We start from the raw sequence: 24449 nt of genomic DNA on the forward strand, positions 1-24449 counted from the left end.
AAATAAAAACGCAGACTTAATAACTTAATGTAATTCCGCCGCCATAGCCCATATCGCTGTCGTAATGCGTGGACAAAGAGAAATATTTGGTAACGATATACCGGAAACCAGTCATATATTCTTTATCTGTATTTGCAGAAAAACTAAACCTTAACCTGTTCGTAACCGGAACATCTTCACGTTTCAACTGAAAACGCAGCTTGCCCTTGCTATCCACCCTTGCTTCGGCAACAATCAGCATGGGCAAGGTGTATTGGATACCCGCAGTTATTGCCTTTCTGTTCTTTTGATTGCTCAGCTGTCCGAACATATTCTTTTCGCTTTCATTTCTGACCGGGTTATAATGATAATCGAAACCTATAAAAGGAAACAGCCATTGGGTCTTACCCAAATACCTGCCGAAATAGGTCTCACTTTCCATACCATGGTGCGCTTTGAAGCCTAATCTCCATTCCGTAGAAAGACGGTAACGGGTATTGGATAACATCAGCTGTCCATCGCTTCCATTGCTTTCCAGTCCGGCCATTCCCATCAGGTGAAACTTCCTGTCGTCGCTGTTTAACATACGTTGCGCATACTTAGGATTCGGAATTTCAGGATTTGGAGGGGAATTTTCATAGCTGAAGACCCTTCCCATCCCACTCATCATGTGGTAAAGGATATGGCAGTGAAAAAACCAATCGCCACTTTCAGTCGCCGCAAATTCAAGGGTATCAGTTTCCATAGGCAGGATATCCAGTACATTCTTTAGTGGCGCATATTCTCCCTGTCCGTTTAATACCCTAAAATCATGCCCATGTAAATGCATCGGATGACGCATCATAGAGTTGTTATAGAGGATAATTTTTACATTCTCTCCTTTTTTAATCAGGATTCGATCTGATTCAGAAACAGTTTTATTGTCCAGGGTCCAGACATAGCGGTCCATATTTCCGGTCAGCTCAAACTTCAGCAACCTTTCCGGTCCTTTCCTAAGTGTCGTCTTCTCCGTAGCACGCAGCATTCCGTAATTTAGGGTTACGATTTCGGAATCAGCTCCCCCCATCTCCATGCCTTCCATATTGCCCATGGTTTTCTTATGATCCATGGTTTTCTTATCATGGCCTTTCTTTTCCACTTTCTTCGTTGTTTTTCCCGCTTCGGCTCCTGTAATCTCCGGATACATGACATTGTTCATATCCATTTGCTGATTGCTCATTTCCATCCCTTCCATTGGCGCCATGCTTCCATCCATTTTCATCATGTCGTTCATCATCTTCATCCCTTCAAAGTATTTCAGCTTGCCTAAAGGTTTTGCCGGCATCTTCATCCCCGCCCCCAGCCAGATTGAAGTTGAATTGGTCCGGTCTTCTGCGGTCGACAAAAACTCATACTGCATATTTTGCGGGATGGTGACAACCACATCGTAGGTTTCTGAAGGAGCAATGATCAGCCGGTCTACTTCCACAGGCTCCACATCATTGCCATCGTTGCCGACCACAGTAATTTTTCCTCCTGAATAACTGAGCCAGAAATAAGTAGAGGCTCCTCCATTGACCATCCTCAGCCTCACCTTATCCCCCGCCTTAAACTGAGCATAGCTGAGTTCAGGTTTCCCATTGCTGAGAAACTTTTCATAATAGACATCACTCACATCCATCGCACTCATCCGCTTCCATTCATTGGTCAGCTTGGTTTTAAAATGTCCTTTTTGTATCGCTTCAGCATAACTTTGGGTTGTTCCTTTTTTAATGGCAAACCAATCGTTCGCTGTATGTAAAAAGCGGTCTGCCTCCATCGGGTTCATATCCGTCCAGTCGCTCAATACCACAGGAATGGTCGGAATCTCCGGTTCATTCACCTTATTAAAAATCAGCGCTCCGTACATTCCGCTTTGCTCCTGCATTTCTGTATGACTATGGTACCAATAGGTACCGTTCTGGATAACCGGAAATTTGTAAACAAAAGTAGCATGAGGCTTAATCGGCATCTGTGTCAGATAGGGAACACCATCATAACGGTTGGGCAGAAAAACACCATGCCAGTGGATCGAGGTCTCCATATGCATGAGGTTGTGTACATATACCACCGCCGTATCTCCTTCGGTAAAGGTCAGCACAGGTCCGGGAATACTGCCATTAATGGCAATCGCCTTTTTCTCTTTTCCCGAATAATTAACCGTTGTATCCTTAATGTATAAGTCGTAACGTACTGATTTAGGCTGCGCTTTTACTTTCAAACTGCTTTTCTCCAATACAACCGGCTTTCCTGAAACGGCTTTCTTCGGTTGCCCCACCGGCATTTGATGCCCTTCATGTTGTGCAAGGACCATTTGCGAAAAGCCAAACAACAGTACCATTATTAATGTCCTTTTCATAGGTTATTTGTTTAATGAAATGCGGTCCCTTGTGCTGTTCAGCCAAGCTATAATCAGGGCTTTATCACTTGAGGACAACTTTGCATTTTTGTGAATCAGGATATAAGAAGACAAAGGCATGCTGTTGTCTTCTATACTACCTGCAATAGATTTTAATTTACTTTTTTGCTTGCGCAGAGAGTAAGTTCCAAACTCGTTAAAATTCAATTCTTCTTTCCCTTCCCGGATGTGCTCTGCCAGCCACCAACCCAGAGGTTGGATATTTGCGTACCAGGGATAAATGGTGCTGTTGCTATGACAGTCATAACAAGCCCTTTTAAAAATCCCATGTACCTGCTCCGGCATCCCATAAAGACTGCTGATATCAGCTTCAGGAGCCTGCCCGCGTTCATTGCGGACAGGTCTGATCAACTGAATAATTAGAAATAAAGCGAATAAGGTCAATAGCACCACCTTTGTCCTTTTCATGAATATCGTCTAATTAAGTTCTTCCTTCAGCGATCCACAGTCAGGCATTGACTTTCCTAAATATGGATTTTTGATTTCCTTTGTTTCGCTGAGCCAATTCGCTCCTTTTTTACCGTTATACATTGGACAATGGTCAAAATATAACTTCTGACCAGTTCCTACAGCTTTTGCCAGGTCATAGATATCCTGACTTAAACTTTCAAAATGTTCCCTTTGATGGTGAATATTACCGACATTCTCTCCGATATGTTCCGCATGTTCTTTTACAGCACCTTCTATGTCCCCATAGATTTTGGCCTGCTCAGCACTTAACGTTGTTTTATCAAATGCCGCCATAGCTTTCATCATTGCATTTCCAGCCTCCGCAGCCGCTTTATCATCATCTGCCACCAACGCATTTTTCAGTTGCAGGTAGCCATTAATGATTCCATCTGCCGGAGCAGGTTTTGTTTTTTCTGATGAAGTTAGGGATGCCGTAGTATCTGTATTTTGTGTTGAATCCGATGGACTGGTCGTAGAACTGCTGTTGCTGCACGCAGCAAGAAATAAAGTAGAAAGCAGTGTACTAAAGATGAATAGTTTCATTTTATTAGATTAAGATAAGTTAATTTTTTAAGATTATTTAAGTGTTTCCGTTACTTTGCCGCAAGTCAGCATGGCAGTTCCGTAGTAAGGATTTTTGATCGCTGATTCTTTACTGAGCCAGTTGACCTTTTTCATCGGGCAATAGATCTTATAAATCGGATCAGAGCTCAGCTTTACAGACTTTGCGAGCGCAAACATGTGCTCGGAAAACTCCGCAAGATAAACGCGTTGTTCTTTCAGATCTTTTGTAGCAGAAATGGAGGAAGCATCTTTAAGAAGTGCTTTACGGTCAGCCTCAGGAAGGCCTTTTGCCACTAAGGCTGATTTTGAAAATGCTTCGGCCGTATTGGCTGCCAGCGTAGGGTTTCCTTTTACCAGGGCATCCTTGATCTGATAATATAAATCGAGTAACTGATCCGGTTTCGAATCATGAGTAGGGTCCTGTGCAAAACCATTTTGCACAAAGAAGGTTGCAACGAAGGCAACGATAAGAAATATCTTTTTCATTTTGATTGAATTGATGTTAAAAGCAAATGGGATTAGCGCAATGCTAACCTGAAAAACGCTGTTAAAACATCATCTCAAATCTGAAAACTTTGCAGGGCAATCCTGATGTCAGGAATGGGGGGATGTTCATCCCGAACAAAATATTTGGGACGAAGGGTGTACAATGAAGACACAGAGGCCTCCAAAAGGACGTAATTTGGAAATATAAGGGTATAAAATGGCTGATAAGTACTGAACTCCAAAACCGGAGGACTCAGCTTATCGGTCTTTTCGATTTTTTGGACCTGATCTGTACAACAGTCCCCGTTTGTTTTTTTCTCCTTGGAGGAATGATGGTGATCTCCTTTCGATGCATGGTGATCGTGTTCGCCTTTATGGTGATGATGGTCTGCTTTCGATTCCCTGGCATCGTGATGATGGGCTTTAACGGCCCCCATTCCCATACCTACCGAGCAGGCAAAACCAACCACCGTATTCAAAAGGAATACGATCAGGAGGAAAACTGCTTTTCGGGATATGGCGGACTTTCTGTTCATCAGACACAAAGTTAATTCAGTTATCCTACAACAATTTATATAATTCTGTGAAATTTTTATAAGATACGGTCAGGACAAAAGGGCTGACAAACAAGCGCTTATTGAAAACTACGAAATTCCTTTTTACAGACCTGGGATTTGCATCTTTCTGAGCGGTATCTTTGCTCCCGTTAATACCATTGATTATGCTAAAAAGAATCTCCTGTATTTTATCCTTCGTACTCCTTAGCGGACTCAGCTCCTTTGCGCAGCAAACGAACACGTCCTTTAAGATCGTTCCCCTTGGCGTTAAAGGTGGTGATGATGAAAGTAATCTCTCAGCCTACCTCCTTGCCCCTCTTCAGAGCGACAACTATATCGCCCTTGACGCAGGAACCATTCATGCAGGCATTCAAAAAGCAATTCAACGTGGCATCTTTAAAGGCTCTACTCAGGAGGTCCTGAAAAAACAGGTGAAAGGCTATTTAATATCCCATGCCCATCTGGATCACCTGGCGGGCCTGATCATCAATTCTCCGGCAGATAGTTCCAAAAATATATATTCAATGCCAAAAGTGTTAAACATCATCAGGGATAAATACTTTACCTGGGATGCCTGGGCAAACTTTGCAAATGAAGGAGAAAAACCTCAATTGAAAAAATACACCTATACCCCACTTGAAGAAGACAAGTCTCAGGCTTTGGATGGAACAGAGATGACGGTTCAGGCTTATACTTTGAGTCATGGCAACCCTTATCAAAGCACTGCCTTTCTGCTGAAAGCCAATGAAAGTTATGTTTTGTATTTGGGAGATACCGGAGCTGACGAGATCGAAAAGTCCGACCGCTTAAAGAAATTATGGCAAAAAGTAGCGCCATTGGTAAATTCAGGCCAGTTAAAGGCGATATTCTTAGAAGTATCTTTCCCGAATGAGCAGCCCGAAAACCAACTCTTCGGACACCTGACCCCAAAACTCTTTTTTAAAGAACTTCAGCAATTACAACAACTAACTGAAACCGCAGCTTTCAGAAAACTCTCCTTTATCGTCACACATCGGAAACCGCCAATTTATAAAGAAGAAAGAATCAAAAAACAACTCAAAGCCGCAAACAACTTAAATTTAAAGTTAATTTTTCCGGAGCAAGGACGGATGTTAATAATAAATTAACACAACACTATCATAAAGACTGCTTTCAAGAAGTAATTTTGCAGAAAAAAACTTCATGAAAAAACATCTATTCCTATTTCTACTGACTACTTTTTTGATGCTCGGCGGACAATTGGTCCGGGCACAAAATGAAACTACCGCTTCCATCAATGGTTTGGTTGCAGACGCAGGAGGCCCGATTGCGGGCGCATCTGTGATTGCAGTTCATGAGCCTTCAGGGACAAGATATGCCACATCAACCCGGTCAGATGGCCGATACAATATTCCGGCGATGCGAATCGGCGGTCCTTATTCCATCACAGTATCCTTTGTAGGTTACAAAAGCAATACCGACCGCATAGAAAAACTGGCCCTGAGTCAGAATGCAACTTTAAATGTGAAGCTGAGCGAAGATGCCAATAACCTGTCGGAAGTTACGGTGACCGCTACACAAAGCAAGGTCTTTAATTCCGGCAGAACGGGTGCCGCACAAAACATTTCCAGAACCGCAATTCAGAACTTACCTACCTTAAACAGAAGTTTTACAGATTTCGTGAAACTTACACCGCAGTTTTCGGTGCAGTTCGGCAGTCCGAGCTTTGCAGGAAGAAGCAATGTAGGTAATAACTTCACAGTCGATGGTGCCTTGTTTAACAATGCTTTTGGTTTACAGGGAACGATTGGCAGCCAGACTGGCTCTCAGCCGATCAACATGGATGCTTTTGAAGAGATCAATGTCAATATCGCACCTTACGACATCCGCCAAAGCGGATTTACAGGAGCTGCAATCAATGCAGTAACGAAAAGTGGAACGAACGAATTTCAGGGAACCCTAAACAGTTACTTCCGAAACCAGGACCTCGTTAATGATTACAACTATGCCGGACTGAAAGCACCGGTTACGAATTTTAACCTGAAAGGATATGGATTGACCCTGGGTGGTCCGATCATCAAAAACAAATTGTTCTTCTTCTTAAGCGGAGAACTCGAAAGACGTACTGATCCGGGAACCGGTTTTGTGGCTTCCCGTGATGGCAGCACCGGACCAAATGTCTCTCAGGTGAAAGCAGAAAACCTGGACGCATTGAGTACCTATCTGCAGGGATTGGGATATAATCCAGGTCCATATCAAAACTATGCCCTCAATACCAGAAGTGATAAATTATCTGCCAAAGTGGATTACAACATTGACGATAAAAACACTTTAAGTTTAAAATACTTCTATTTCAGGTCTTATAAAGACATCCTGCCCAGCAACAGTGGTGCACCGGCAAACAACCGTCAGCCATCCAGACAAGGACTTCCATTCCAGTCTGCCGGTTACGGAATCAATAACAACATGGACAACCTGAACCTGGAATTCAGAACCCGGATCAGCAACACCATCTCCAATCAGCTGACAGTTGGATTCAACAACATGAACGATTTCAGAGAGTCTAAAGGTGGTAAACCATTCCCGCTGGTAGACATCATGAATTCCGATGGGACCTCCTCCACGGCTTTCGGTTATGAACCGTTCACTGCTTTCAACACCCTGAAAACAAAAGTTTATCAGGTAACAGATAACTTAAACATCTATGCAGGCCGTCATGAAATCACCCTTGGTTTCAACTATGAAGGCTATAGAACCTTAAACGGTTTTGCCCCGAATTACTATGGCGCCTATTCTTTCAAAAGCCTGGATGATTTTTACAGCAGTGCGAAAAACGGGGTCTCTAACGCCGCCAATTACAGCATTCAGTATTCTGTAATGCCTGACGGATCTTTTCCTTATGCCAAAACACAATCCAATATCTATGGTTTGTATGTACAGGATGCCTTTACCATCAGCGATCAGTTTAAGTTAACCGCCGGACTCCGTGCCGACTTAACCGACATCTCCTCTTCTTCAACCCTGAGGAACGAGAATGTAGAGAATCTGAGCTTTGTGAACGGAGAGAAAATCGATGTCAGCAGATACCCAAAAACCGCGATATTATGGTCGCCGAGACTGGGCTTTAACTGGAATGTAAACAACGAAGGTAAAACACAGGTTCGCGGTGGAACCGGACTATTCACGGGCCGCCCGCCATTGGTATGGATCTCTAACCAATCGAGCAATAACGGGGTTCAGTTTGGATCAGAATCCATCGCAAACCCAACAAACCGTCCTTTTACCCCGGATGTTGACGCTTATAGAAATGTAAACAAATCTACAGCATCGAGCAATACCGCTTACAACCTGGCGGTAACCGCACCTGATTTCAAGTTTATGCAGGTATGGCGCTCCAACCTGGCGGTAGACCAGAAACTTCCGGGAGGAATCAACGGAACGATTGAAGCTTTATATTCAAAAGACATCAATTCCGTTTATTTCAGGAATGTGAACCTGAATACCAACGACTCCAGCCCATTAGTCGGTGCAGACAACCGCCCGGTTTATAAAAGCTCCAGAATCTATGGTCCGGGTACACCAACACCTGCAAAACCAAACATTTCTGACGCGATAGTGATGACAAATACCAACAAAGGATACAGCTTATCCTTAACAGGAACACTCTCGAAAGAATTTAAAGGAGGCTTTTTCGCAACCGCAGGTTATACCTATACCGATTCCCGCTCTGTAAATGATGGAGGAACGATTGCACAATCCATGTGGAGAGACAGACAGGTTTCCGGAGATCCCAACTCGGATGCCATGTCGTACTCTACTTATATGGTGAAAAGCCGTTTTATCGCTTCACTGGTTTACAGAAAAGAATACTTCAATCACCTTGGAACCACGGTCTCGATGTTCTATCAGTTACAGGATGGACTTAGATATTCTTACACTTATGGTGGCGACCTTAACAATGACGGCCTGAAAGGCAATGACCTGATTTATGTGCCGAGAAATAAATCTGAAATCATACTGGTACCGGAAATCACTGATAAAACCACCGATTTGCGGACACCTGATCAAATCTGGGCCCAGCTGGACAGCTATATCAGCCAGGACAACTACCTGAACAAAAGAAGAGGTACCTATGCGCAAAGAAACGGTCTGGTAGGAAATATGGTCGGTACATTAGACCTGCGTATTGCACAGGATTTATTCACCAGTGTAAGCAACAAAAAACACTCTTTACAAATTACATTTGACGTTTTCAATTTCGGAAACCTGCTCAACAAAACATGGGGAGTGCCTAAATTTGCCAACAGGGCCAATGGACTATTGAACTATAAAGGAATAGATCCGCTGACCAATAAACCAAGTTTCTCTTTCCCTTACATGGATGCAACGAATGCTTCACCAATGGTGAATTCGTTTTCCAGCAGTATTGATGAAACTGCAAGGTGGAGAATGCAGTTCGGCGTAAAATACCGCTTTAACTAATAAAAGATACCAGTAAATAAAAAAGGTGATGCAGGTGAAATGTCCTGCATCACCTTTTTTTGTTTATCCACCGGCAATTCCACGGTTAAACTGCTTTCTTCTCCGGCAACAAAAGCTGTCTGATCGAGCTCAGCTGAGCAAACAATACAAGCGGAACAATAAAAGTGGGTAACCAATGAAAAGGGAAATAAAGAATGGCAATATTAGGTTGGTCAAAAGCCAGTTTCTGGAATGGAGATGGAGCAGATAAAAGGGCATGAACTACGATATTGATCAAAAGCCCAAGACAGACAAAGTTCCAGATCAATATAAAACTTCTGCTTAATTTCCCTTTTCTGAATCCAAACCAGGCAATCAGGGGAGCGGTAATTCCCGAAAGAACATCAAAATTCCTTCCTTCAAAGGTCATCAGTTCAGGCACAAGCTTATAAATAAACAACAAAAACAGCACAAGCTCTACGGGGACCCTCACTACATTGATCCAGATGAGTCTTTCCAGTGGCAAAGCATCAATAAAGTACCTTCCTTTTACCGTCAAAAACAGCAATAAGACCAATAGCATTGCCGGGCCAATCCCAAATAAAATGATCTTCGGGGGAATGGCACCTGGATCTGAGTAATATACATTCCTAAAGGCCAGTATAGCCTGAAAACCTAACCAGAGGATCAGTCCAAAGGAGATTACATTTGCTTTGTTCCTGACCTTTTCCAGGCCAGAACCCTTTATCGTCCAATATAAAAGTAAAAGTGCCGCTATAGTCGTCAGGACAAATAAAATGGGTACATAAACAGGTAGATTTTCCATCTTTAGATTTTATGAGTAAATTTTGCTTTCAGCTGACGGGCCGCCTGGGTATAACCTCCCTCCGCCCCGTCTACGAAATGAATATGCCCGTCTTTAAGGTCCCGGACGTAGCAGGACATCACCGAATCTCCGCTAACATGTACGCCATATAAAATCTCCCCGGCTTTTTCCAGTTTATCCAAAGCCTTCAACAATTGAAAACGCTCTGCCTGGTTACCGGAAATCACGGTATTGATTCTCCCGTCCATGACCAGTGTATCTGACATTTCGACCAGGCGGTTGAGGTAATTCTTCCCGCTTTCCGTTTGAAAATAAATATAACCATACAGGTTGATCAGCCAGCTCTTCAGAAGTTCAAAAAAACGGATCTTTCCAATCCTGGCACGCATCTCCACACTGAGCCGGTCGAAGCTGGATTTCAGCTTAAGCTTGGCCACGGAAATGGGTTGCCTTTTTTGCGGTGGCCCGTAAATCTCGTCAATGTGCCGGATCACTTTACTAAAAACCAATGCCGGGGAAACAGAACCAACAGCCATAACCAGCAGGGTAACAATCTCCTGGCTGTTCTCCGGCGGATCAATTTTATCCCAGCGGCATTGCATTCCGCTGAGGTCGAGTTCTGCTGCAGGTTCCAGTTCCGAAGCAAACAGGTAATCTTCGGCTTTGATCAACTGCTCTGCAAAGCTTAAACCTTTACCAAGTATCACAGGAATGGAAAAAGCCTCAGAGAGGCTGAATTTGCTGATGTTCAGCTCATGTCCCTCCCGATAAATTTCCTGCACCGGAACAATGCCGACACGCAGTTCCAGGCTAAAATTCTCAGAGGTATTGAACTGATACAACAATAAGCCTTGCATGGCCTGATCTGCAATAGACGGAGGAACAATAAATGTAGCCCCATCCCCTCCAAAGAAGAATGGAACAGTAATCCCTGCTCTGAAAGCCAGGTTCAACACCGTTACAATACTTCCTGTAGCGATCAGGTTTACGGTCTCATGAAGACCAGACTGTACCGCCTGCGTTGATCCTTTAATGTCCGTGATGATCACATGCCAGTCGGCAGGAACGGGATGAAATAATGTTGTTTTTAATAAAAGATCAGCAAGTGCCATTCGGGTGGCAGGCAGGTCATTATAAAACTGATCCGTAGATTGAGGCATCCATAAAAATAACCATCATCTTTGTAATTACGTTATTTAATTAAGGAAGATTTACAGCAGGAGGCCGAATAACACCGCGTCCTGCTGTGAATACTATCTGGTGGTATAACCACCATTTGCAAAAATGGTCTGTCCGGTGATCCACCAGCCATCCGTTACCAGGAATTCCACCAATGGTGCAATGTCTTTGATATTTGTTAAACCACCCAAAGCAGAGGCTGATTGGTGATAGGCCACCGCCTCCGGAGATTCCTGTCCATAAAAAAATGGCGTATCCATGGGTCCGGGAGCAACAGCCGTAACTGAAATCCCACGTTCCCCGAACTCTTTGGAAGCCGCACGGGTAAAATGTTCTACCGGTGCTTTCGCTCCCGCATAGGTGGAATACAAACCGGTATAAGCAGCGAGCAATGAAGTCACAATGGTACAGATTCTGCCATGGTCATTTATTTTCTTCCCTGCTTCCTGAAGGAAGAAATAGGCAGATTTGGAATTTATACCAAACATGGTGTCGTATTCCGCTTCAGTAGTTTCCGCAAAAGGCTTTTTAAGTACCATCCCCACCGTATTTATGGCGATATCAATGCCTCCAAACCTTGCAATGGCCGCATCAAAAAGCTGGGTTACATTGGCAGGGACCGTCAGGTCACCTTGTATAATTATCGCTTCGGCCCCAATGGCCTCAATTTCCGAAAGTGTTTTTTCGGCATCCGCTTTGGTACTGTCGCTGTTATAATGGACTACCACTTTAGCTCCTTGCTTAGCAAAATCAAGGCTCAGTAAGCCACCCAGGTTTTTAGCACCTCCCGCAATCAGGACCACTTTTTCTTTTAAATCTTTTCCAGACATCATGTTTTTTTAAGTTAAGACTGACGTAAAGGTCTGGAGAAGAAAGTGCTACATTATGGTGAACTTTTCGGTTTTTTAAGGCCGCTGCTTTTTTCTGAATTGTCCCGGCGTCTCTCCGGAATATTTTTTGAAAAACTTGGAGAAATTGGATGGATCGTAGGTCAGGCGTCTGGCAATCTCGGCAACGGGTAAACTGGTCTCCTTAAGTAAAGCCTGCGCAACTGCCAGGATTTTAAAATCGTAAAAATGGCAGGGGTGATTGCCGCTGCTTTGCTGAATCACGGCAATCAGGTGCTGATGAGAAACGCAAAGTTCCTTAGAGATCTCACTTAATTCCAGCATTTCAGTAGCCTCACCGGCAACCAGCTCAGACAAATGTTTGTCCAGAAAGGCAAAATAAGCAGTAGTCAGTTCGGCTACCCTGGGAGATTGTTTCTTCAAATCCAAGCGATCGGTCATAGGCTCATTTCTTTAATTACTCAATACAAATCTTACCGGGAGGTTACAGAACGTATCCTCTGCAATCCCTCTGTAATATCCGGGTTTCCAGGGAGCAAATAGTCTAACCACCCTCAAAGCCTCCGCATTCAGGTCCGGATGAATCGACTTCAGCACTGAAATATTGCGAATCTCCCCAGTCTTAAGCACCGTAAATTTAAGAAACACAGTGCCCTCAATTCCTGCCTCCTGGCATTTTTCCGGATACCTGATGTGAGTCCCCAGAAATTTGGACAGCGCTGCATGACCGCCAACAAATTCAGGATCTGTAACCAGCTTTGTATAAGCATAAATCTTCCCCTTTTCATCAGTGCTCTTTCCGGACAGGAATTTTCCTTTATCATAACTTTCAGCATAACTGAATTGTCTTTTAAGATTCTTTCCCGTCCAAAGACCATCATTCAAACCCTCCTTCACATTCCCCTGATCTGTTACCTGCTTAAAATCTTCATCATAAATAACATATTTACCATTGCCATTCCGCACAAGATTTTTTCCTTTCAGGTCTTTGACGGTCTTTATATAGACAGACTGCTGCGCCGGCGTTCCTTCCTTGCTGTAGACTTTAGTCACATATAGCTTACCGTCCGGATAGTAAGTATGCTGCTCCCCCTCTAACTCATCATTGACATAATTACCCCTCTGTTGCTGGTTCCCGTTCTTGTACCAGGTCACATAAGGACCTTCATAAACCATACGTTTATTCATGATGGCCTGAGCAGTACGCTTCTTATTTCCATTCAAATAAAAATCATTGATCTGATAAACACTACTCCCCGCAACCGGGTCCGTCACTGTACGTGTATAATCAGCACTATCTTTATCCTTCACATAAACACCGCTATTTTTAAGAAAATAGATCTTCTGAGTTTCGGTTTGTGCGGTAGTATGAAGCCCCGCAAACAACAGGAATAAAAAGGAAAGATGAAGTTGTTTCATGAAGGTAGATAGCATTTATTAATTCCTGCTAATTTAAGCCAATTTATTCTCTTTATGATAAATTAAGGCACGAATGAAACCTCCATAGTAAAACTGACTGTCGGTTATCCTATAATTTGCACGTTTAAAATAAGGCTCCATATCAATCAGTTCCGATGCCTCCACTATCCTGATGAGCTTAAAAAAAACATACATCACCTGGAGGAATATAGATTTCCACCATTTCCCCTGCTCTCCATTCAAACTAAAATCTACAAAAAACCAATGTCCGTCTTCTTTAAGCAGGTCATCCAGCTGTTCAAAAATCAGCCATGCCCTCCGTTCCGAAAAATTATCAAACAAAAACGGACTGGAAATCACATCAAAACTTAAAGAAGAAGAGAAGTCTTCTATGCCCATGTTAACAAATTCAACGGTATTGGCGCCTACATTCCTGACTTTAGAAAGTGCGATCATCTTTGCTGATATTTCCACATATACAATATGCAGGCCTGCCGGATGAACTTTTGCGAGTTCTTCCAGAATCCAGCCCGTTCCACCACCTACAATTAACACCCTGCTATTTTCCGGAATGTATTTCAGTTGATGAATCTGGGCATTTACCTGAGATTTAAAAAATACCAGACGACTCAGTCTGTCATAATAATTCGCTATTTTATCGTAGTTATTGATCATAAAACCATGAATTGCATGGCAATGATGCCACAAATAGCTTTAAACAAAATCAATCCGTCGATCACCATCAGGTAATATAAGATGTTCTTTCTCCGGCGCATGGAATAGGCAATGTAAATTGTCAGGATAAAAGGCAGGATATTGAGTGCCGTTGGGATTGGACCGAAGCCTTTATAGCCCGCAAAGATGAACAGAGAGATCATCCCTATCACCAGTAATGGAATGAGGATATAAAATATGGTTCGTCTTAAACCAAAGCTGACGACAAATGTCTTGAGGTGTTTATTGGCATCCGTAGGATAATCCTTGATGTCGAATAAGATCGCATTAACGGTACAGAACATCCAGTTCTTGATGAACAGCCAGGTCCATAACAGTGGATCGTGATAACCAACCCCGGTTTCTATTTTGAGCATAATCAGCGGCAGAACATTTGCACAACAGGCCCATACAAAGCCGATCACAAAAGCCTTTAACCATCCGGTATTCCGTAAGTCGAAGTTCAGGAAAGACCTGGGCAAAAGCCGGTAATATAGCCCTCCTGCCAGAACAATAACGGCAATAGCGATCCAATAACTCAGAGGCAGGTTCAAAATATTACTGTAATTCAGGTAGAGCAGCCGGAAAGCCAAAGCCAGGCATAGGCTAAAAAGAATCCCCTGACTCCAGCTGATAAAAACCCGGTGTTTCGCATACCACTGACTGCGGGGATTATTCGAAGCAGGCTGAGCCGAGAGCTTATGATAAGCGTAGGTATAATAAATGGTCGGGGCCAAAAACAGCAGCAAATAATAATTCAGGGAATTATAGGGGAGCCGAAGCTGCTGCGTCGCTTCTACTGTAAGCGCAACCGCAAGCAAGCCCACAAAGTAATTACCGAAGAAAACGAACCTGACGATTTTGTTGCCCATTAATCATTTAATAACAAAGCGATGTGCAGGCCAATTTCGGATATAAAATGAATATTCTTACTATAAATCATGGGTTTATTCTTGGTCAAGCAGATAAAGGTAGGGTGGAAAAGAATGATGAATCATGATATCCTTACCCTCATTTGGAAACTTCAGCGCATAACCGGAATCAGGATACAAAACAATTGATGTTCCCGTCCGTACATAATTACTGCTGTTATAATAAGCCGGGGCCTTATAATCTGGCAAATAGGTCTTTATTCTTTTTGCCATCTCCTCTCCCAGCAGCTTTTGATAGCGCTTCACAACTTTACGCGATGGGTTCCGCACTTTATTATACATCATATTGAGGAATATCCGCTTAAAAAAAGACTGCTTTTTGATGAGCCCTTCGATCAATGGTACCGGGCTTACCTCCGGCAGGTCATCCAGCATTTGTACTGAAAAGGGAGTTTGAGGCACCCAGTCGGCCGCATTGATCACATTGTAGGCCCAGCCATTTTGAGTGGCAGCTTCATAACTATAAGCGAAATACAGATTTCCCGGTTTAGGCGCTGCACTGCAATAGGTCTTAAAACGAATGTCCTTAGCCAAACGGCCCTGCTTTTGCAGATGGTACAAATGAGCAGTTAACAAATAGCTGATTGCTCCGCCCTGACTATGTCCCATGATGATAAAATCACGGATCCCGGATTGGTAACAGGAATCTATTTTTGGCAGCATATCTTCCGCTATAAATGCGGTGCTGATCAGGAAACCGGCATGAACAGCAGCCTTTGGGTCTGAAGACAACTCATATTCGAAAGTATGCGCTTTATCAATATTAAGGGTTCCTTTTGCCGGAACCATCGCTGCATACAGGTTTGCCAGCCAGCTTTCACTTTTTGCGGTAGAACCTCTGATCCCCAAAATGGCAGTCGAATGGTCTTTAATCCATAATTCCCATGCATTATCTAAGCCAATGGATTTACTCTGGTATGCCAGTTTAGAATGCTCAGGTTTAGGAATCAGCTTGGCCTTCTCTGGAAATTCAAATGATGTTGCCGACAAATAAATCAGTTCTCTGTACTCTGCTTTATCGAATCCGGGTTTTAGCTGTTGCGACCTTGCAGCGAAACTATAACACAATAGAAAAAGCGATATGCCTGTTAGTTTCAGAAATTTCATAGAAAAAAACGTATAAACGATGAATCACTAAAACTAATAAAAAAGAATGCTACTAAAATATAATTTACGCCTTCTGATAAATCCATCCTGAATAAAGTAAAGTCAGGATTCAATGATAAAATAGTATCAAAATATTGATGTTGTTGACAAAAAAATATCACCATCATCACAATGTATCAAAAAAATTACCATATATTGGATTTAGTATCTACCGAGAAACTAACTAATTTATGAAAATCACAAAAAACCTATTGTTCATTGCAGTTACGCTTTTAATCATGGCAGGCTGTAAGAAAAACACCGACAATTCATCCCAGGAAGAAGCACCTGTATCAAAATCAGAATCCAGTGTTCCTTTCTCTTGTGAAATGAAAGTCGATTCACCTGATGGTAAAACACCGGGCACAGAATCGAACGGACCGGCCAATAAAATCTGGCCTAATGGAAGTACGATCAAAGTTAGGTTTAGCGGAGGAAGTGCTTATGTAAGATCAAAAGTTCAGCAGTATGCCAAAAGCTGGGAAACTTATGCCAACCTTACTTTTCAGTTTGTAGCAGACAATGCAGCAGCAGACATTAAGGTTGCTTTTGATGCAGGAGGATCCTGGTCTTACATCGGAACGGACACCAAAAACAAAACAGTTTCTATGAACTATGGCTGGTTCAATAACAACACCAGCGATACAGAGTTCAGAAGAACAGTAACTCATGAGTTTGGCCATGCCCTGGGTTTGAACCACGAACAGTCGCATCCTGATGCCAACATCCCATGGAATACTCAAGCCGTTTACAATTACTATATGGGTGCACCAAATTATTGGACAAAAGCACAGATAGATTTCAATGTACTTGCGGTTTCCTCCAGAACCGGATTGAACTACACTGCTTACGATAAAGCTTCCATCATGCACTACCCTGTTCAGGCTCAGTTTACAACGAACAATGTAACCATTGCAGCCAATAACACCACTATTTCAGCAAACGATGCATTATACATGACCAGCATTTATCCTGGCAGATAATCATCATTAAACGCGCCCTCATAACTCATCCTAAAAATTCATTCGGGCAGATACTGAACCTTCGGAAGCAAAGCTTCTGAAGGTTTTTTTATCCATTATAAATCCAGAGCAATACGGGTTTCTTCTTTTTCCTAAGCAGCTGGTCCACCTTCCGCATCACCTCATCTGCAAGTACCGGACATCCCGCACTTTGTCCGAACAAGGTGTTTGGATAAATCTCATGGTTCTGAACGGGTGAATAGGAATGCAACACAATGATCCGCGCATAAGCATTGTCATTGCTTTTTTCCAGGCCGTGCATCTTGTAATTTACATGGATCCCCCAATTGCTGTAACCACGTTTTCCAATCCTGTATTTTCCCAGCGCCGTACAATTGCTCCCAATGGTATTGCTAAATACCGGCTTAGTCGCCGTACTCCCCCCGCCTACACCATGTGCACAAAGACCACTGATCAACACTTTCTTTTCCTTAAAATCCCATACAAATATTCTGTTTTTACCAGAATGGATGCGCATGTCTACCAGAATGCAGACCGAGGCATCCATATTTTTCTTTTTGACAAAAACTTCCGCTTCTGCTATTGGCAACCTGGCGGTCAGACCAGACTCCTGAGTAAAACCAGAAAAAGAGAACAGGAAACAAAAGCTGATCAGGAGCAATATTTTACGCGTCATAGGTATAGAGGAAAGACCTATAACGACAATACATGTTTTTAATTGTAAATCCTTGGTCATCATTGATCAATTGGTTTTTCTTCCTGTTTATAAGTGATAAATTTAGTAATGAAACAATTATTCTCCTCCCTGTCTGATCAATCGAAACAAATAGAAAATGTACTCCTGTTATTTAAACAGGAACAATTACCCTGGACTCCCGAATCATGGGATGGAATTCCCGGAGAAAGGTTTTCTGCAATTGAACAGATCTGCCATATCAGGGATATAGAAACAGATGGATACCATCATCGCATTCAGAGGATACTGAAGGAGCACAACCCGACTTTAGCCCCGGTAGAAGGATATGAGCTGGCCATACAAAGGGATTATAAAAACGCAGATTTACAGGAAACAATTGCTGCCTTTCTCGAAGCAAGGAAAAAGACGGTCGCAATGATTGGAGAAATTGAAGATACGCAATGGGACAGACCTGCCTATTTTGAAGGGTATGGGAACATTACCCTTCGGTCCCTAATTCATTTTCTCTGCAGCCATGATTTGGAACACCTGGCCTCCTTACGCTGGCTTCTTGGAAAAATGGGTTAATGAAAAAGACCAGGAGCATTCAGATTTCTGAGAATGCTGCTGGTCCTGGTCCCTGTGGGTACTAAAAATTAAAACCGATCCTTGCAAAAATGCGCCTTCCGTTTCCACCCATCTGAACCGCATCAAATGGCCCGGCAGGTTCATTATTATAAGCCCAGCCTTTTGCACCCTGAATATAGCCAAGATCAGGATGGACGTTCAATACATTATCTGCACCCAGTGAGATCCTGGCGTATTTATTCAGTTTATAAGATAAATACACATCACTCACCAGCTTTCCGCTATAGTTATACAGGTCTGCTACTGAACCGGAACCATCATCTTTTGGAACCACAGGAGAAGTCCCTGTTCCGTCACCATATCCATAGATCTCTACTTTTCCGAAATAGGTAAAACGCAGACCAACAGTCAGGTCCTGATGTCCATATTCAGGGTTCAAAGAAAACTTTACTTTCGGCGCAGAAGCCAAAATGAATTTCTTCTCCCTTGAGCTCAGGAAGGTCTCTTTTAAGGCATCAGTTTTACCCAGGATAGTCGGATAGTTCACTTTGTCAATGTCCATGCTTTGGAAATTCCCGGTAAACAAAATCCGGTAACGGTTGTCCCCGATTGTCTTGTTATAATCCAGTACCACATCCAATCCCCGGTTGGTGGTGTTCACTGCATTGGCAAAGAACTGTGCCGTACCTACCCTAAGTGCTTTTAAAGCATCTGTAAACGAAGGGTCCAATGTCGCATCATCTGCGCTAAACTGCCCCGACAGCACCACACGGTCTTTTACATTGATGATATAACCGTCTACGGTAATGCTAAATTCAGGAACAGGTTTAAAGGTAAAGCCTAAACCTGCATTTTTCGAGGTTTCCTGTTTCAGGTTCGGAATTCCCGCAGCCTTGGTAATCGGACTGGTATTGGGTGCGATCTTTACTTCGGAAATGATAGATCCCTGCACATTGGTAAAGGTAGAACTGTAATTGATCTGCTGTAAAGAAGGCGCACGGAAACCTGTACCTACCGAGCCACGGATGTTAAAATTATCGGCAATTTTATAACGTGTGGCAAACTTGGTACTGAAGTTATAACCGAAATCACTGTAATGTTCCAGCCGGTTCGCAAAATTGATCAGCCATTTGTCGGTCGCATCCAGCTCAAAATCAACAAAGCCTCCAAACACAGAGCGGTTGGAATTCGCGGCATCACCCGGCTGAAAACCAGGAAACCCCTGTGATCCTGCAGCCTTAATCCCGGCAGGATCGTAATTCTTATAGGAAGCTTCCTCACCTGCAGAAATTTTATAACGTTCATAACGGTATTCGGCACCGAAACCAAGGTTAAATCCGGAAAGGACTTTATCAAAACGTTTACTAAAGTTCAGGTTTGTGGTGTTCTGTAAAAATTCGGAACCTCCATCATCGAAAGAAGTTTTATCTGCACCAAGAGAAGCATTGAACGTCTTTTTTCCATAAAAATGAAAATCATTGTTTCCGGTATTGTTGCTCAGGTCCCAGTTCCAGGCCTCCCCAAAAACGCCTTTAATCCCCGCAGCAAAGCCCAGGTCTTTAATCTTTGTTTCGATGAGCGGATTGTAATAGGATTCCCCGTCAGGTGTCTTTACGATAATGCCATCCACGGGAATGATATTCGCACCATTGGTAGGGAAACGTTCCGGTCTGGAAGAGAAGTTCCGCGTAAAAGCGTAAGCATCCGAGCCTTTATAACTGTAACCACCAAAGCTGTAAAAGGTGGTCTTTGTACTTACAGGAATTTCACTGTTAAAAAAGATCGTCCCTCCTTCTGAGGATCCATCGCCATTGGCCCGTCTTGGGGTATTTAAAGGCAATGCCTTAGGATTTGCAGTTGCCGTATCCTTTGTCTGACGGTAAGTTTTTCCGTTTTTAGAATAGTCGGCAGTCAGGTTAAGAAAACCAGCTTTGCCGATTTTCAGGCCATAATTCGCATCAAAGGTAAAGGCATTGCCATCAATAGTACCACCATGCGGATACTGGGCCGCGGCCACGCTTTTTTTGCTGTTAAAGGCAGGATCATAATATCCCGAATAGCCTGCATTCGCGGTAAACTCATCGACACTCTTTTTAAGTACCAGGTTAATTACACCCGCTATTGCATCAGAGCCGTATTGTGCCGAAGCACCGTCACGCAGGATTTCGACCCGCTCAATTGCGGCGGTAGGAATGGTACTTAAATCCACACCGGAATTTCCCCGGCCTCTGGTTCCAAATACAGAAACAAAGGCAGTGGAATGCCGGCGTTTACCATTTACAAGTACCAGAGTTTGATCCGGGCCCAACCCTCTCAGCGTTCCCAGCTCCACATGATCTGCCCCATCAGAACCCGACTGCTTGTTGTAATTAAAGGAGGGTGCTGCATAATTTAAGATATCGGTTAACTCCAGTCGTCCGGTCGTAGCAGCAGTCTTGCTGACATTCACAATATCCACAGGCACTGCCGTTTCCAGCTTTACCCTTCCTGCAGAACGTGTACCGATCAACACCACTTCATCTAACTGAGCAGTATTGCTCTCCAAACTGATTTGAAAGCTGGTATTCGCAGCAACCAATTGGATAACCGGCTTATACCCGGTATAGCTGAACACGAGTTGATCAGTTGAAACAGCCTCAATAGAGAACTGTCCGCTGGCATTGGTACTTGTCCCTTGTTTACTTCCTTTGATGTATACAGATACACCAATTAAAGTTTCTTTGGTCGCGGCATCGGTTACCGTTCCGGTAATGGTCTTTTTTTGTGCAAATGTCAGTTCCGAGCTCAGAAACAGCAGCACAATAAGGAGTAATAATGTTTTTTTCATAGTGGTTAAGATGATTGAAGTTCAGGTTTAGGTTTTCTAACATAAAATACCAATTATTATCAACAATACCATACACAATATCACTAAGACACAGATATTTAAAACAAAATTCCAAAATACTACCAAACAACATTTTTTGTTTCGACAGATCAATTATTTGCCCCATTTTGAACAAAATTGGACTTTAACAAATTATAAAGTATCTTAGGTAATGGCCTTCAGCCACATAAACCAAATATTGCACCTATAAAAGGCAAATTTTAGCCTGGGTAAAACACCATTAATTTCCTGCCATAAAACCCTATTTACTAACCATACCTAATCAATTATGACAAGCAATTTTTTACTCAGAAATGCCGGAGTCGTTTTTAGAAACAGACCCGATGCAAAAACGCTGCAAAAAACAGCAATGTCCCTCTTCATCTTACTCCTATCCTGTTTTACCGCCTATGCCCAATCGGTTGTTACGGGAACAGTTACAGATAAGGAGAATACCACCCTCATTGGCGTAACCGTTTCCGTTGAAGGAAAAAGCGTCAGAACGCTGACCGATGCCAATGGGAAATATGCCATCAATGTGCCTGCAGATGGAAAAAAACTAACCTTCAGCTATGTAGGCATGCAAACCCTAACCCTGGACATTGAGGGAAAGAAAATCCTGAATGCCGTAATGGGATCAGCAAACGAACTCACAGAAGTTACCGTGGTCGGTTATGGTTCTGTAAAGAAAAATGACCTTACCGGTGCTGTAGCTACCCTCTCGGCCAAAGATTTCAATAAAGGCCCGCTCATCGCGCCCGATCAATTGCTACAGGGAAAGGTTGCCGGTGTACAAATGATCAACAACAGCGGACAACCGGGAGGTGCCACGACCGTAAGAATCCGTGGAAATGCGGCCGTTACCGGTACCGGACAACCCCTGTATGTAGTGGATGGAGTTGCGCTGACCAGCAATTCGGCAAGACCAAGTGCCAGCCCCAGTTCTGTAGGTGGTGTTAAAGCCACTCCGGGAGGAGGTTTAGGAAGCGCTCCTGGTGGAAATCCGCTCAACTTCATCAATCCCAGTGATATCGCAAGCATGGAAATCCTGAAAGATGCCTCCGCAACGGCCATTTATGGATCAAGAGCTGCTTATGGTGTGGTACTGATCACCACAAAAAGAGGTGCCAGCGGAGCGACGAAATTGGATGTAAATGCTTCCACAGGGGTTAGTAACCTCATGAATCAGCTGGAAGTATTAGATGGTAATCAATACCGCTCGGCTTTGAATAAATACGGACTTACTGCAGGTGATTATGGAGGTAATGTAGATGCCATGAAGGCCATTACAAGAACGGCTTACAATCAGAATTATTCTGTTGGGATCAGTGGCGGGAACGATGCCAGTACTTACCGTGCCTCCTTCGGCTATCAGGACCAACAGGGAATTATCAGAAAAACGGACTTAAAAAAATATACTGCTGCTTTTAATGGCAATTTCAAATTCCTGGACAGCAAAAAGCTGGGCATGGACGTGAGTTTGATCAGCAGTCAGTATAACGAAAACATTGCGCCCATCACCAATGATGCGGGATTTACAGGAAGTCTGATCAGTCAGGCCCTATCCTGGAACCCAACCAGGCCTTTAAGAAATACCGATGGCTCCCTGTTCATCGAAAATGGCCGGATCATCAATCCCCTGGCCATGTCGGAAGCCTACAGCGATAAATCTAAAGTATCTTCTATTTTAGGAAGCGTCTCTCCTTATTATAAAATCACCCCATGGCTGGAATACCGGATGCTGGTGAGTCTCAACTACAGTTCCGGTGTCAGGAGAAATTCTACCCGCAGCTTCATTAACATTGAAGGGGTTCAGGCCAAACCTGCCGATAATTTTCTGGGTGGATATGCCAGTTATTCAAATAGTGAACTGCTGACCCAGCAATTCACAAACACGCTGACCTTTAACAAGGAAATCGCTACAAAACTAAACCTGAACGCGGTAGTTGGTTATGAATACACCAATTACATCAACAAGGGAACCAATATGAATGCCAGTGGCTTTGGCGATATTCCTGTAGATTACACCGATGCGCTGCAGGCAACTCCTCCAAATAACAGAAGGATGAGCTCGTTTAGCGATCCGACCACAGAGCTGCAATCTTATTTTGCACGTGCGATTTTCAACTATGCAGGTAAATACCTTTTAACCGCCACCATCAGGGCAGATGGATCTACCCGTTTCGGTTCCGATAATAAATACGGTTATTTCCCCTCTTTCTCTGCCGCATGGAACATTAAAAATGAAGAGTTCCTTGCCGGTACAGAATGGCTGGACCAGTTAAAGATCAGGGCCGGATACGGACGGACAGGTAATCAGGAGTTCCCTTCCGGATCCTCTCAAAAACGCTTTGCTTTCGGTTATGATTCCGGAGGCCCAACCTTAACCGGAGTAAACAATGAGAATAAAAAGCTGAAATGGCAAGCCGATGAACAAATCAATATTGGTGCCGATTTCGGCTTTCTGAAAAGCAGGCTGACGGGATCAATCGACTTTTTCAGAAAGACCACAACCGATCTTTTATTCCCTCAAATTCCGTTCTACCCTTCTGCTGCCGGAGCTTCGGTAACCTGGGTAAACTTACCCGGAAAGATCATCAATAAAGGAGTGGAATTAACCTTAAACGGCAGCATTATCGACCGGACAGATTTCTCCTGGTCCCTGGGTGGAAATGCGACCTTTCTGGACAACAAAGTAAAGGATATTGCAGGTATCATCAATACCGGAACTTTAAATGGTCAGGGCTTGAGTGATGTTACCCTGGAGGTCATTCAAAGTGGATTGCCACTCTTTGCTATGGTAACCCGACGTTATGAAGGCCTGGATGCAGGTGGGTTTTCTAAATATACAGACGACGGATACACCCTTTACTATGTGGGAAATCCCAATCCAAGCGTTATCCTGGGCATCAGCACGGATTTCAGGTACAAAAAACTCTCGCTGGGCCTAAACTTTAACGGCTCATTCGGACAGGACATCTACAACAATACCGCCAATTCTGTATTGCCGATTACCAATCTCGGAACGAGAAATGTCGCCGCTCCGCTCCTGAATTCAGCGATTCAGGAATCGCTGGCCAACCCAATCTCTGCCTCTTCCCGTTATATTGAAAAGGGAAATTACCTGAAACTGGCCAATGCCACCCTGAACTACAATGTCGGCAACCTCGGAAAAACCATCAAAGGACTAAATGTCTATGTGAATGGGCAGAACCTCTTTGTGATCACCAAATATACCGGCTTTGATCCGGAGGTGAATGTCGACAAAAGTATCAACGGCGTTCCATCAGCCGGAATAGAATATGTTCCTTATCCAACGGCAAGGACCTTCAATTTCGGAGTTAATTTTTCCCTTTAAT

20 protein-coding genes are annotated in these 24449 nt (G+C 43.4%); 5 read left to right on the forward strand and 15 right to left on the reverse strand.

Annotated features, from left to right (window positions below; all coding sequences use genetic code 11):
• Positions 1-16 precede the first annotated feature (16 nt).
• From DBR43_RS05405 to DBR43_RS05425, 5 genes are all read right to left on the reverse strand, one after another.
• Positions 17-2356, reverse strand: a complete 2340-nt coding sequence (locus tag DBR43_RS05405) for a multicopper oxidase domain-containing protein (protein ID WP_124578640.1) — start codon at positions 2354-2356, stop codon at positions 17-19.
• Between the two features lie 3 nt (positions 2357-2359).
• On the reverse strand, positions 2360-2824 hold the full coding sequence (locus tag DBR43_RS05410) for a heme-binding domain-containing protein (protein WP_124578642.1): 465 nt from the start codon (positions 2822-2824) through the stop codon (positions 2360-2362).
• A gap of 9 nt (positions 2825-2833) precedes the next feature.
• On the reverse strand, positions 2834-3409 hold the full coding sequence (locus DBR43_RS05415; protein WP_124578644.1) for a DUF3347 domain-containing protein: 576 nt from the start codon (positions 3407-3409) through the stop codon (positions 2834-2836).
• 33 nt (positions 3410-3442) lie between these two features.
• Complete coding sequence (locus DBR43_RS05420) at positions 3443-3916, reverse strand: DUF3347 domain-containing protein (RefSeq protein ID WP_124578646.1); 474 nt, start codon at positions 3914-3916, stop codon at positions 3443-3445.
• Positions 3917-3990: 74 nt separating this feature from the next.
• Positions 3991-4452 (reverse strand): hypothetical protein, encoded by a 462-nt coding sequence (locus tag DBR43_RS05425; RefSeq protein WP_124578647.1) that lies wholly within the window; start codon positions 4450-4452, stop codon positions 3991-3993.
• A gap of 185 nt (positions 4453-4637) precedes the next feature.
• Between DBR43_RS05425 and DBR43_RS05430 the strand changes: the two genes are divergently transcribed.
• Positions 4638-5600 carry an MBL fold metallo-hydrolase gene (locus DBR43_RS05430; RefSeq protein ID WP_124578649.1) on the forward strand — a complete coding sequence of 321 codons (963 nt, stop codon included), beginning with the start codon at positions 4638-4640 and terminating at the stop codon, positions 5598-5600.
• Positions 5601-5655: 55 nt separating this feature from the next.
• Positions 5656-8934 (forward strand): carboxypeptidase regulatory-like domain-containing protein, encoded by a 3279-nt coding sequence (locus DBR43_RS05435; protein WP_124578651.1) that lies wholly within the window; start codon positions 5656-5658, stop codon positions 8932-8934.
• 85 nt (positions 8935-9019) lie between these two features.
• Here DBR43_RS05435 and DBR43_RS05440 read toward each other — a convergent pair whose 3' ends face one another.
• From DBR43_RS05440 to DBR43_RS05475, 8 genes are all read right to left on the reverse strand, one after another.
• A complete protein-coding gene (locus DBR43_RS05440) occupies positions 9020-9739 on the reverse strand; it encodes a hypothetical protein (protein WP_124578653.1) in 720 nt (239 codons plus the stop codon).
• A gap of 2 nt (positions 9740-9741) precedes the next feature.
• Positions 9742-10899: a DUF3095 domain-containing protein gene (locus DBR43_RS05445; protein ID WP_124578655.1), complete on the reverse strand. Its 1158-nt coding sequence runs from the start codon at positions 10897-10899 to the stop codon at positions 9742-9744.
• A gap of 93 nt (positions 10900-10992) precedes the next feature.
• Positions 10993-11751, reverse strand: coding sequence for an SDR family oxidoreductase (locus tag DBR43_RS05450; RefSeq protein ID WP_233602873.1), 759 nt, complete (start codon positions 11749-11751; stop codon positions 10993-10995).
• A 72-nt stretch (positions 11752-11823) separates the two neighbouring features.
• Positions 11824-12207, reverse strand: coding sequence for a helix-turn-helix domain-containing protein (locus DBR43_RS05455; protein ID WP_124578657.1), 384 nt, complete (start codon positions 12205-12207; stop codon positions 11824-11826).
• Between the two features lie 12 nt (positions 12208-12219).
• Positions 12220-13185, reverse strand: a complete 966-nt coding sequence (locus tag DBR43_RS05460; protein WP_158622436.1) for an energy transducer TonB — start codon at positions 13183-13185, stop codon at positions 12220-12222.
• Positions 13186-13218: 33 nt separating this feature from the next.
• Entirely contained in the window at positions 13219-13860 is a 642-nt protein-coding gene (locus DBR43_RS05465; protein WP_124578661.1) for a class I SAM-dependent methyltransferase, read from the reverse strand.
• Positions 13857-14771, reverse strand: a complete 915-nt coding sequence (locus DBR43_RS05470) for a UbiA family prenyltransferase (protein WP_124578663.1) — start codon at positions 14769-14771, stop codon at positions 13857-13859. Before DBR43_RS05470 ends, DBR43_RS05465 begins: the two co-directional genes overlap by 4 nt.
• Before the next feature lie 75 nt (positions 14772-14846).
• Positions 14847-15938 carry a lipase family protein gene (locus DBR43_RS05475; protein WP_124578665.1) on the reverse strand — a complete coding sequence of 364 codons (1092 nt, stop codon included), beginning with the start codon at positions 15936-15938 and terminating at the stop codon, positions 14847-14849.
• Positions 15939-16168: 230 nt separating this feature from the next.
• Here DBR43_RS05475 and DBR43_RS05480 point away from each other — a divergent pair, with 230 nt between their 5' ends.
• Complete coding sequence (locus tag DBR43_RS05480) at positions 16169-16960, forward strand: M12 family metallopeptidase (RefSeq protein ID WP_124578667.1); 792 nt, start codon at positions 16169-16171, stop codon at positions 16958-16960.
• Between the two features lie 88 nt (positions 16961-17048).
• On the opposite strand, the gene DBR43_RS05485 is transcribed toward DBR43_RS05480, so the two are convergent.
• Positions 17049-17636, reverse strand: a complete 588-nt coding sequence (locus DBR43_RS05485; RefSeq protein WP_124578669.1) for a murein L,D-transpeptidase catalytic domain-containing protein — start codon at positions 17634-17636, stop codon at positions 17049-17051.
• 108 nt (positions 17637-17744) lie between these two features.
• Between DBR43_RS05485 and DBR43_RS05490 the strand changes: the two genes are divergently transcribed.
• Positions 17745-18224, forward strand: a complete 480-nt coding sequence (locus DBR43_RS05490; protein ID WP_124578671.1) for a DinB family protein — start codon at positions 17745-17747, stop codon at positions 18222-18224.
• Between the two features lie 61 nt (positions 18225-18285).
• On the opposite strand, the gene DBR43_RS05495 is transcribed toward DBR43_RS05490, so the two are convergent.
• Positions 18286-21051: a TonB-dependent receptor gene (locus DBR43_RS05495; RefSeq protein ID WP_124578673.1), complete on the reverse strand. Its 2766-nt coding sequence runs from the start codon at positions 21049-21051 to the stop codon at positions 18286-18288.
• Positions 21052-21379: 328 nt separating this feature from the next.
• Here DBR43_RS05495 and DBR43_RS05500 point away from each other — a divergent pair, with 328 nt between their 5' ends.
• Positions 21380-24448: a SusC/RagA family TonB-linked outer membrane protein gene (locus tag DBR43_RS05500; protein ID WP_233602878.1), complete on the forward strand. Its 3069-nt coding sequence runs from the start codon at positions 21380-21382 to the stop codon at positions 24446-24448.
• Position 24449 lies beyond the last annotated feature (1 nt).

The sequence above is a fragment of the Pedobacter sp. KBW06 genome, from assembly GCF_003852525.1.
In the GTDB taxonomy this organism is placed as follows: Bacteria; Bacteroidota; Bacteroidia; order Sphingobacteriales; family Sphingobacteriaceae; genus Pedobacter.

Excerpts from the sequence above, each read along its gene's own strand:
- DBR43_RS05405 (WP_124578640.1), bottom strand. The coding sequence starts at position 2,356 with ATGAAAAGGACATTAATAATGGTACTGTTGTTTGGCTTTTCGCAAATG.
- DBR43_RS05410 (WP_124578642.1), bottom strand. The coding sequence starts at position 2,824 with ATGAAAAGGACAAAGGTGGTGCTATTGACCTTATTCGCTTTATTTCTA.
- DBR43_RS05415 (WP_124578644.1), bottom strand. The coding sequence starts at position 3,409 with ATGAAACTATTCATCTTTAGTACACTGCTTTCTACTTTATTTCTTGCT.
- DBR43_RS05420 (WP_124578646.1), bottom strand. The coding sequence starts at position 3,916 with ATGAAAAAGATATTTCTTATCGTTGCCTTCGTTGCAACCTTCTTTGTG.
- DBR43_RS05425 (WP_124578647.1), bottom strand. The coding sequence starts at position 4,452 with ATGAACAGAAAGTCCGCCATATCCCGAAAAGCAGTTTTCCTCCTGATC.
- DBR43_RS05430 (WP_124578649.1), top strand. The coding sequence starts at position 4,638 with ATGCTAAAAAGAATCTCCTGTATTTTATCCTTCGTACTCCTTAGCGGA.
- DBR43_RS05435 (WP_124578651.1), top strand. The coding sequence starts at position 5,656 with ATGAAAAAACATCTATTCCTATTTCTACTGACTACTTTTTTGATGCTC.
- DBR43_RS05440 (WP_124578653.1), bottom strand. The coding sequence starts at position 9,739 with ATGGAAAATCTACCTGTTTATGTACCCATTTTATTTGTCCTGACGACT.
- DBR43_RS05445 (WP_124578655.1), bottom strand. The coding sequence starts at position 10,899 with ATGCCTCAATCTACGGATCAGTTTTATAATGACCTGCCTGCCACCCGA.
- DBR43_RS05450 (WP_233602873.1), bottom strand. The coding sequence starts at position 11,751 with ATGATGTCTGGAAAAGATTTAAAAGAAAAAGTGGTCCTGATTGCGGGA.
- DBR43_RS05455 (WP_124578657.1), bottom strand. The coding sequence starts at position 12,207 with ATGACCGATCGCTTGGATTTGAAGAAACAATCTCCCAGGGTAGCCGAA.
- DBR43_RS05460 (WP_158622436.1), bottom strand. The coding sequence starts at position 13,185 with ATGAAACAACTTCATCTTTCCTTTTTATTCCTGTTGTTTGCGGGGCTT.
- DBR43_RS05465 (WP_124578661.1), bottom strand. The coding sequence starts at position 13,860 with ATGATCAATAACTACGATAAAATAGCGAATTATTATGACAGACTGAGT.
- DBR43_RS05470 (WP_124578663.1), bottom strand. The coding sequence starts at position 14,771 with ATGGGCAACAAAATCGTCAGGTTCGTTTTCTTCGGTAATTACTTTGTG.
- DBR43_RS05475 (WP_124578665.1), bottom strand. The coding sequence starts at position 15,938 with ATGAAATTTCTGAAACTAACAGGCATATCGCTTTTTCTATTGTGTTAT.
- DBR43_RS05480 (WP_124578667.1), top strand. The coding sequence starts at position 16,169 with ATGAAAATCACAAAAAACCTATTGTTCATTGCAGTTACGCTTTTAATC.
- DBR43_RS05485 (WP_124578669.1), bottom strand. The coding sequence starts at position 17,636 with ATGACGCGTAAAATATTGCTCCTGATCAGCTTTTGTTTCCTGTTCTCT.
- DBR43_RS05490 (WP_124578671.1), top strand. The coding sequence starts at position 17,745 with ATGAAACAATTATTCTCCTCCCTGTCTGATCAATCGAAACAAATAGAA.
- DBR43_RS05495 (WP_124578673.1), bottom strand. The coding sequence starts at position 21,051 with ATGAAAAAAACATTATTACTCCTTATTGTGCTGCTGTTTCTGAGCTCG.
- DBR43_RS05500 (WP_233602878.1), top strand. The coding sequence starts at position 21,380 with ATGACAAGCAATTTTTTACTCAGAAATGCCGGAGTCGTTTTTAGAAAC.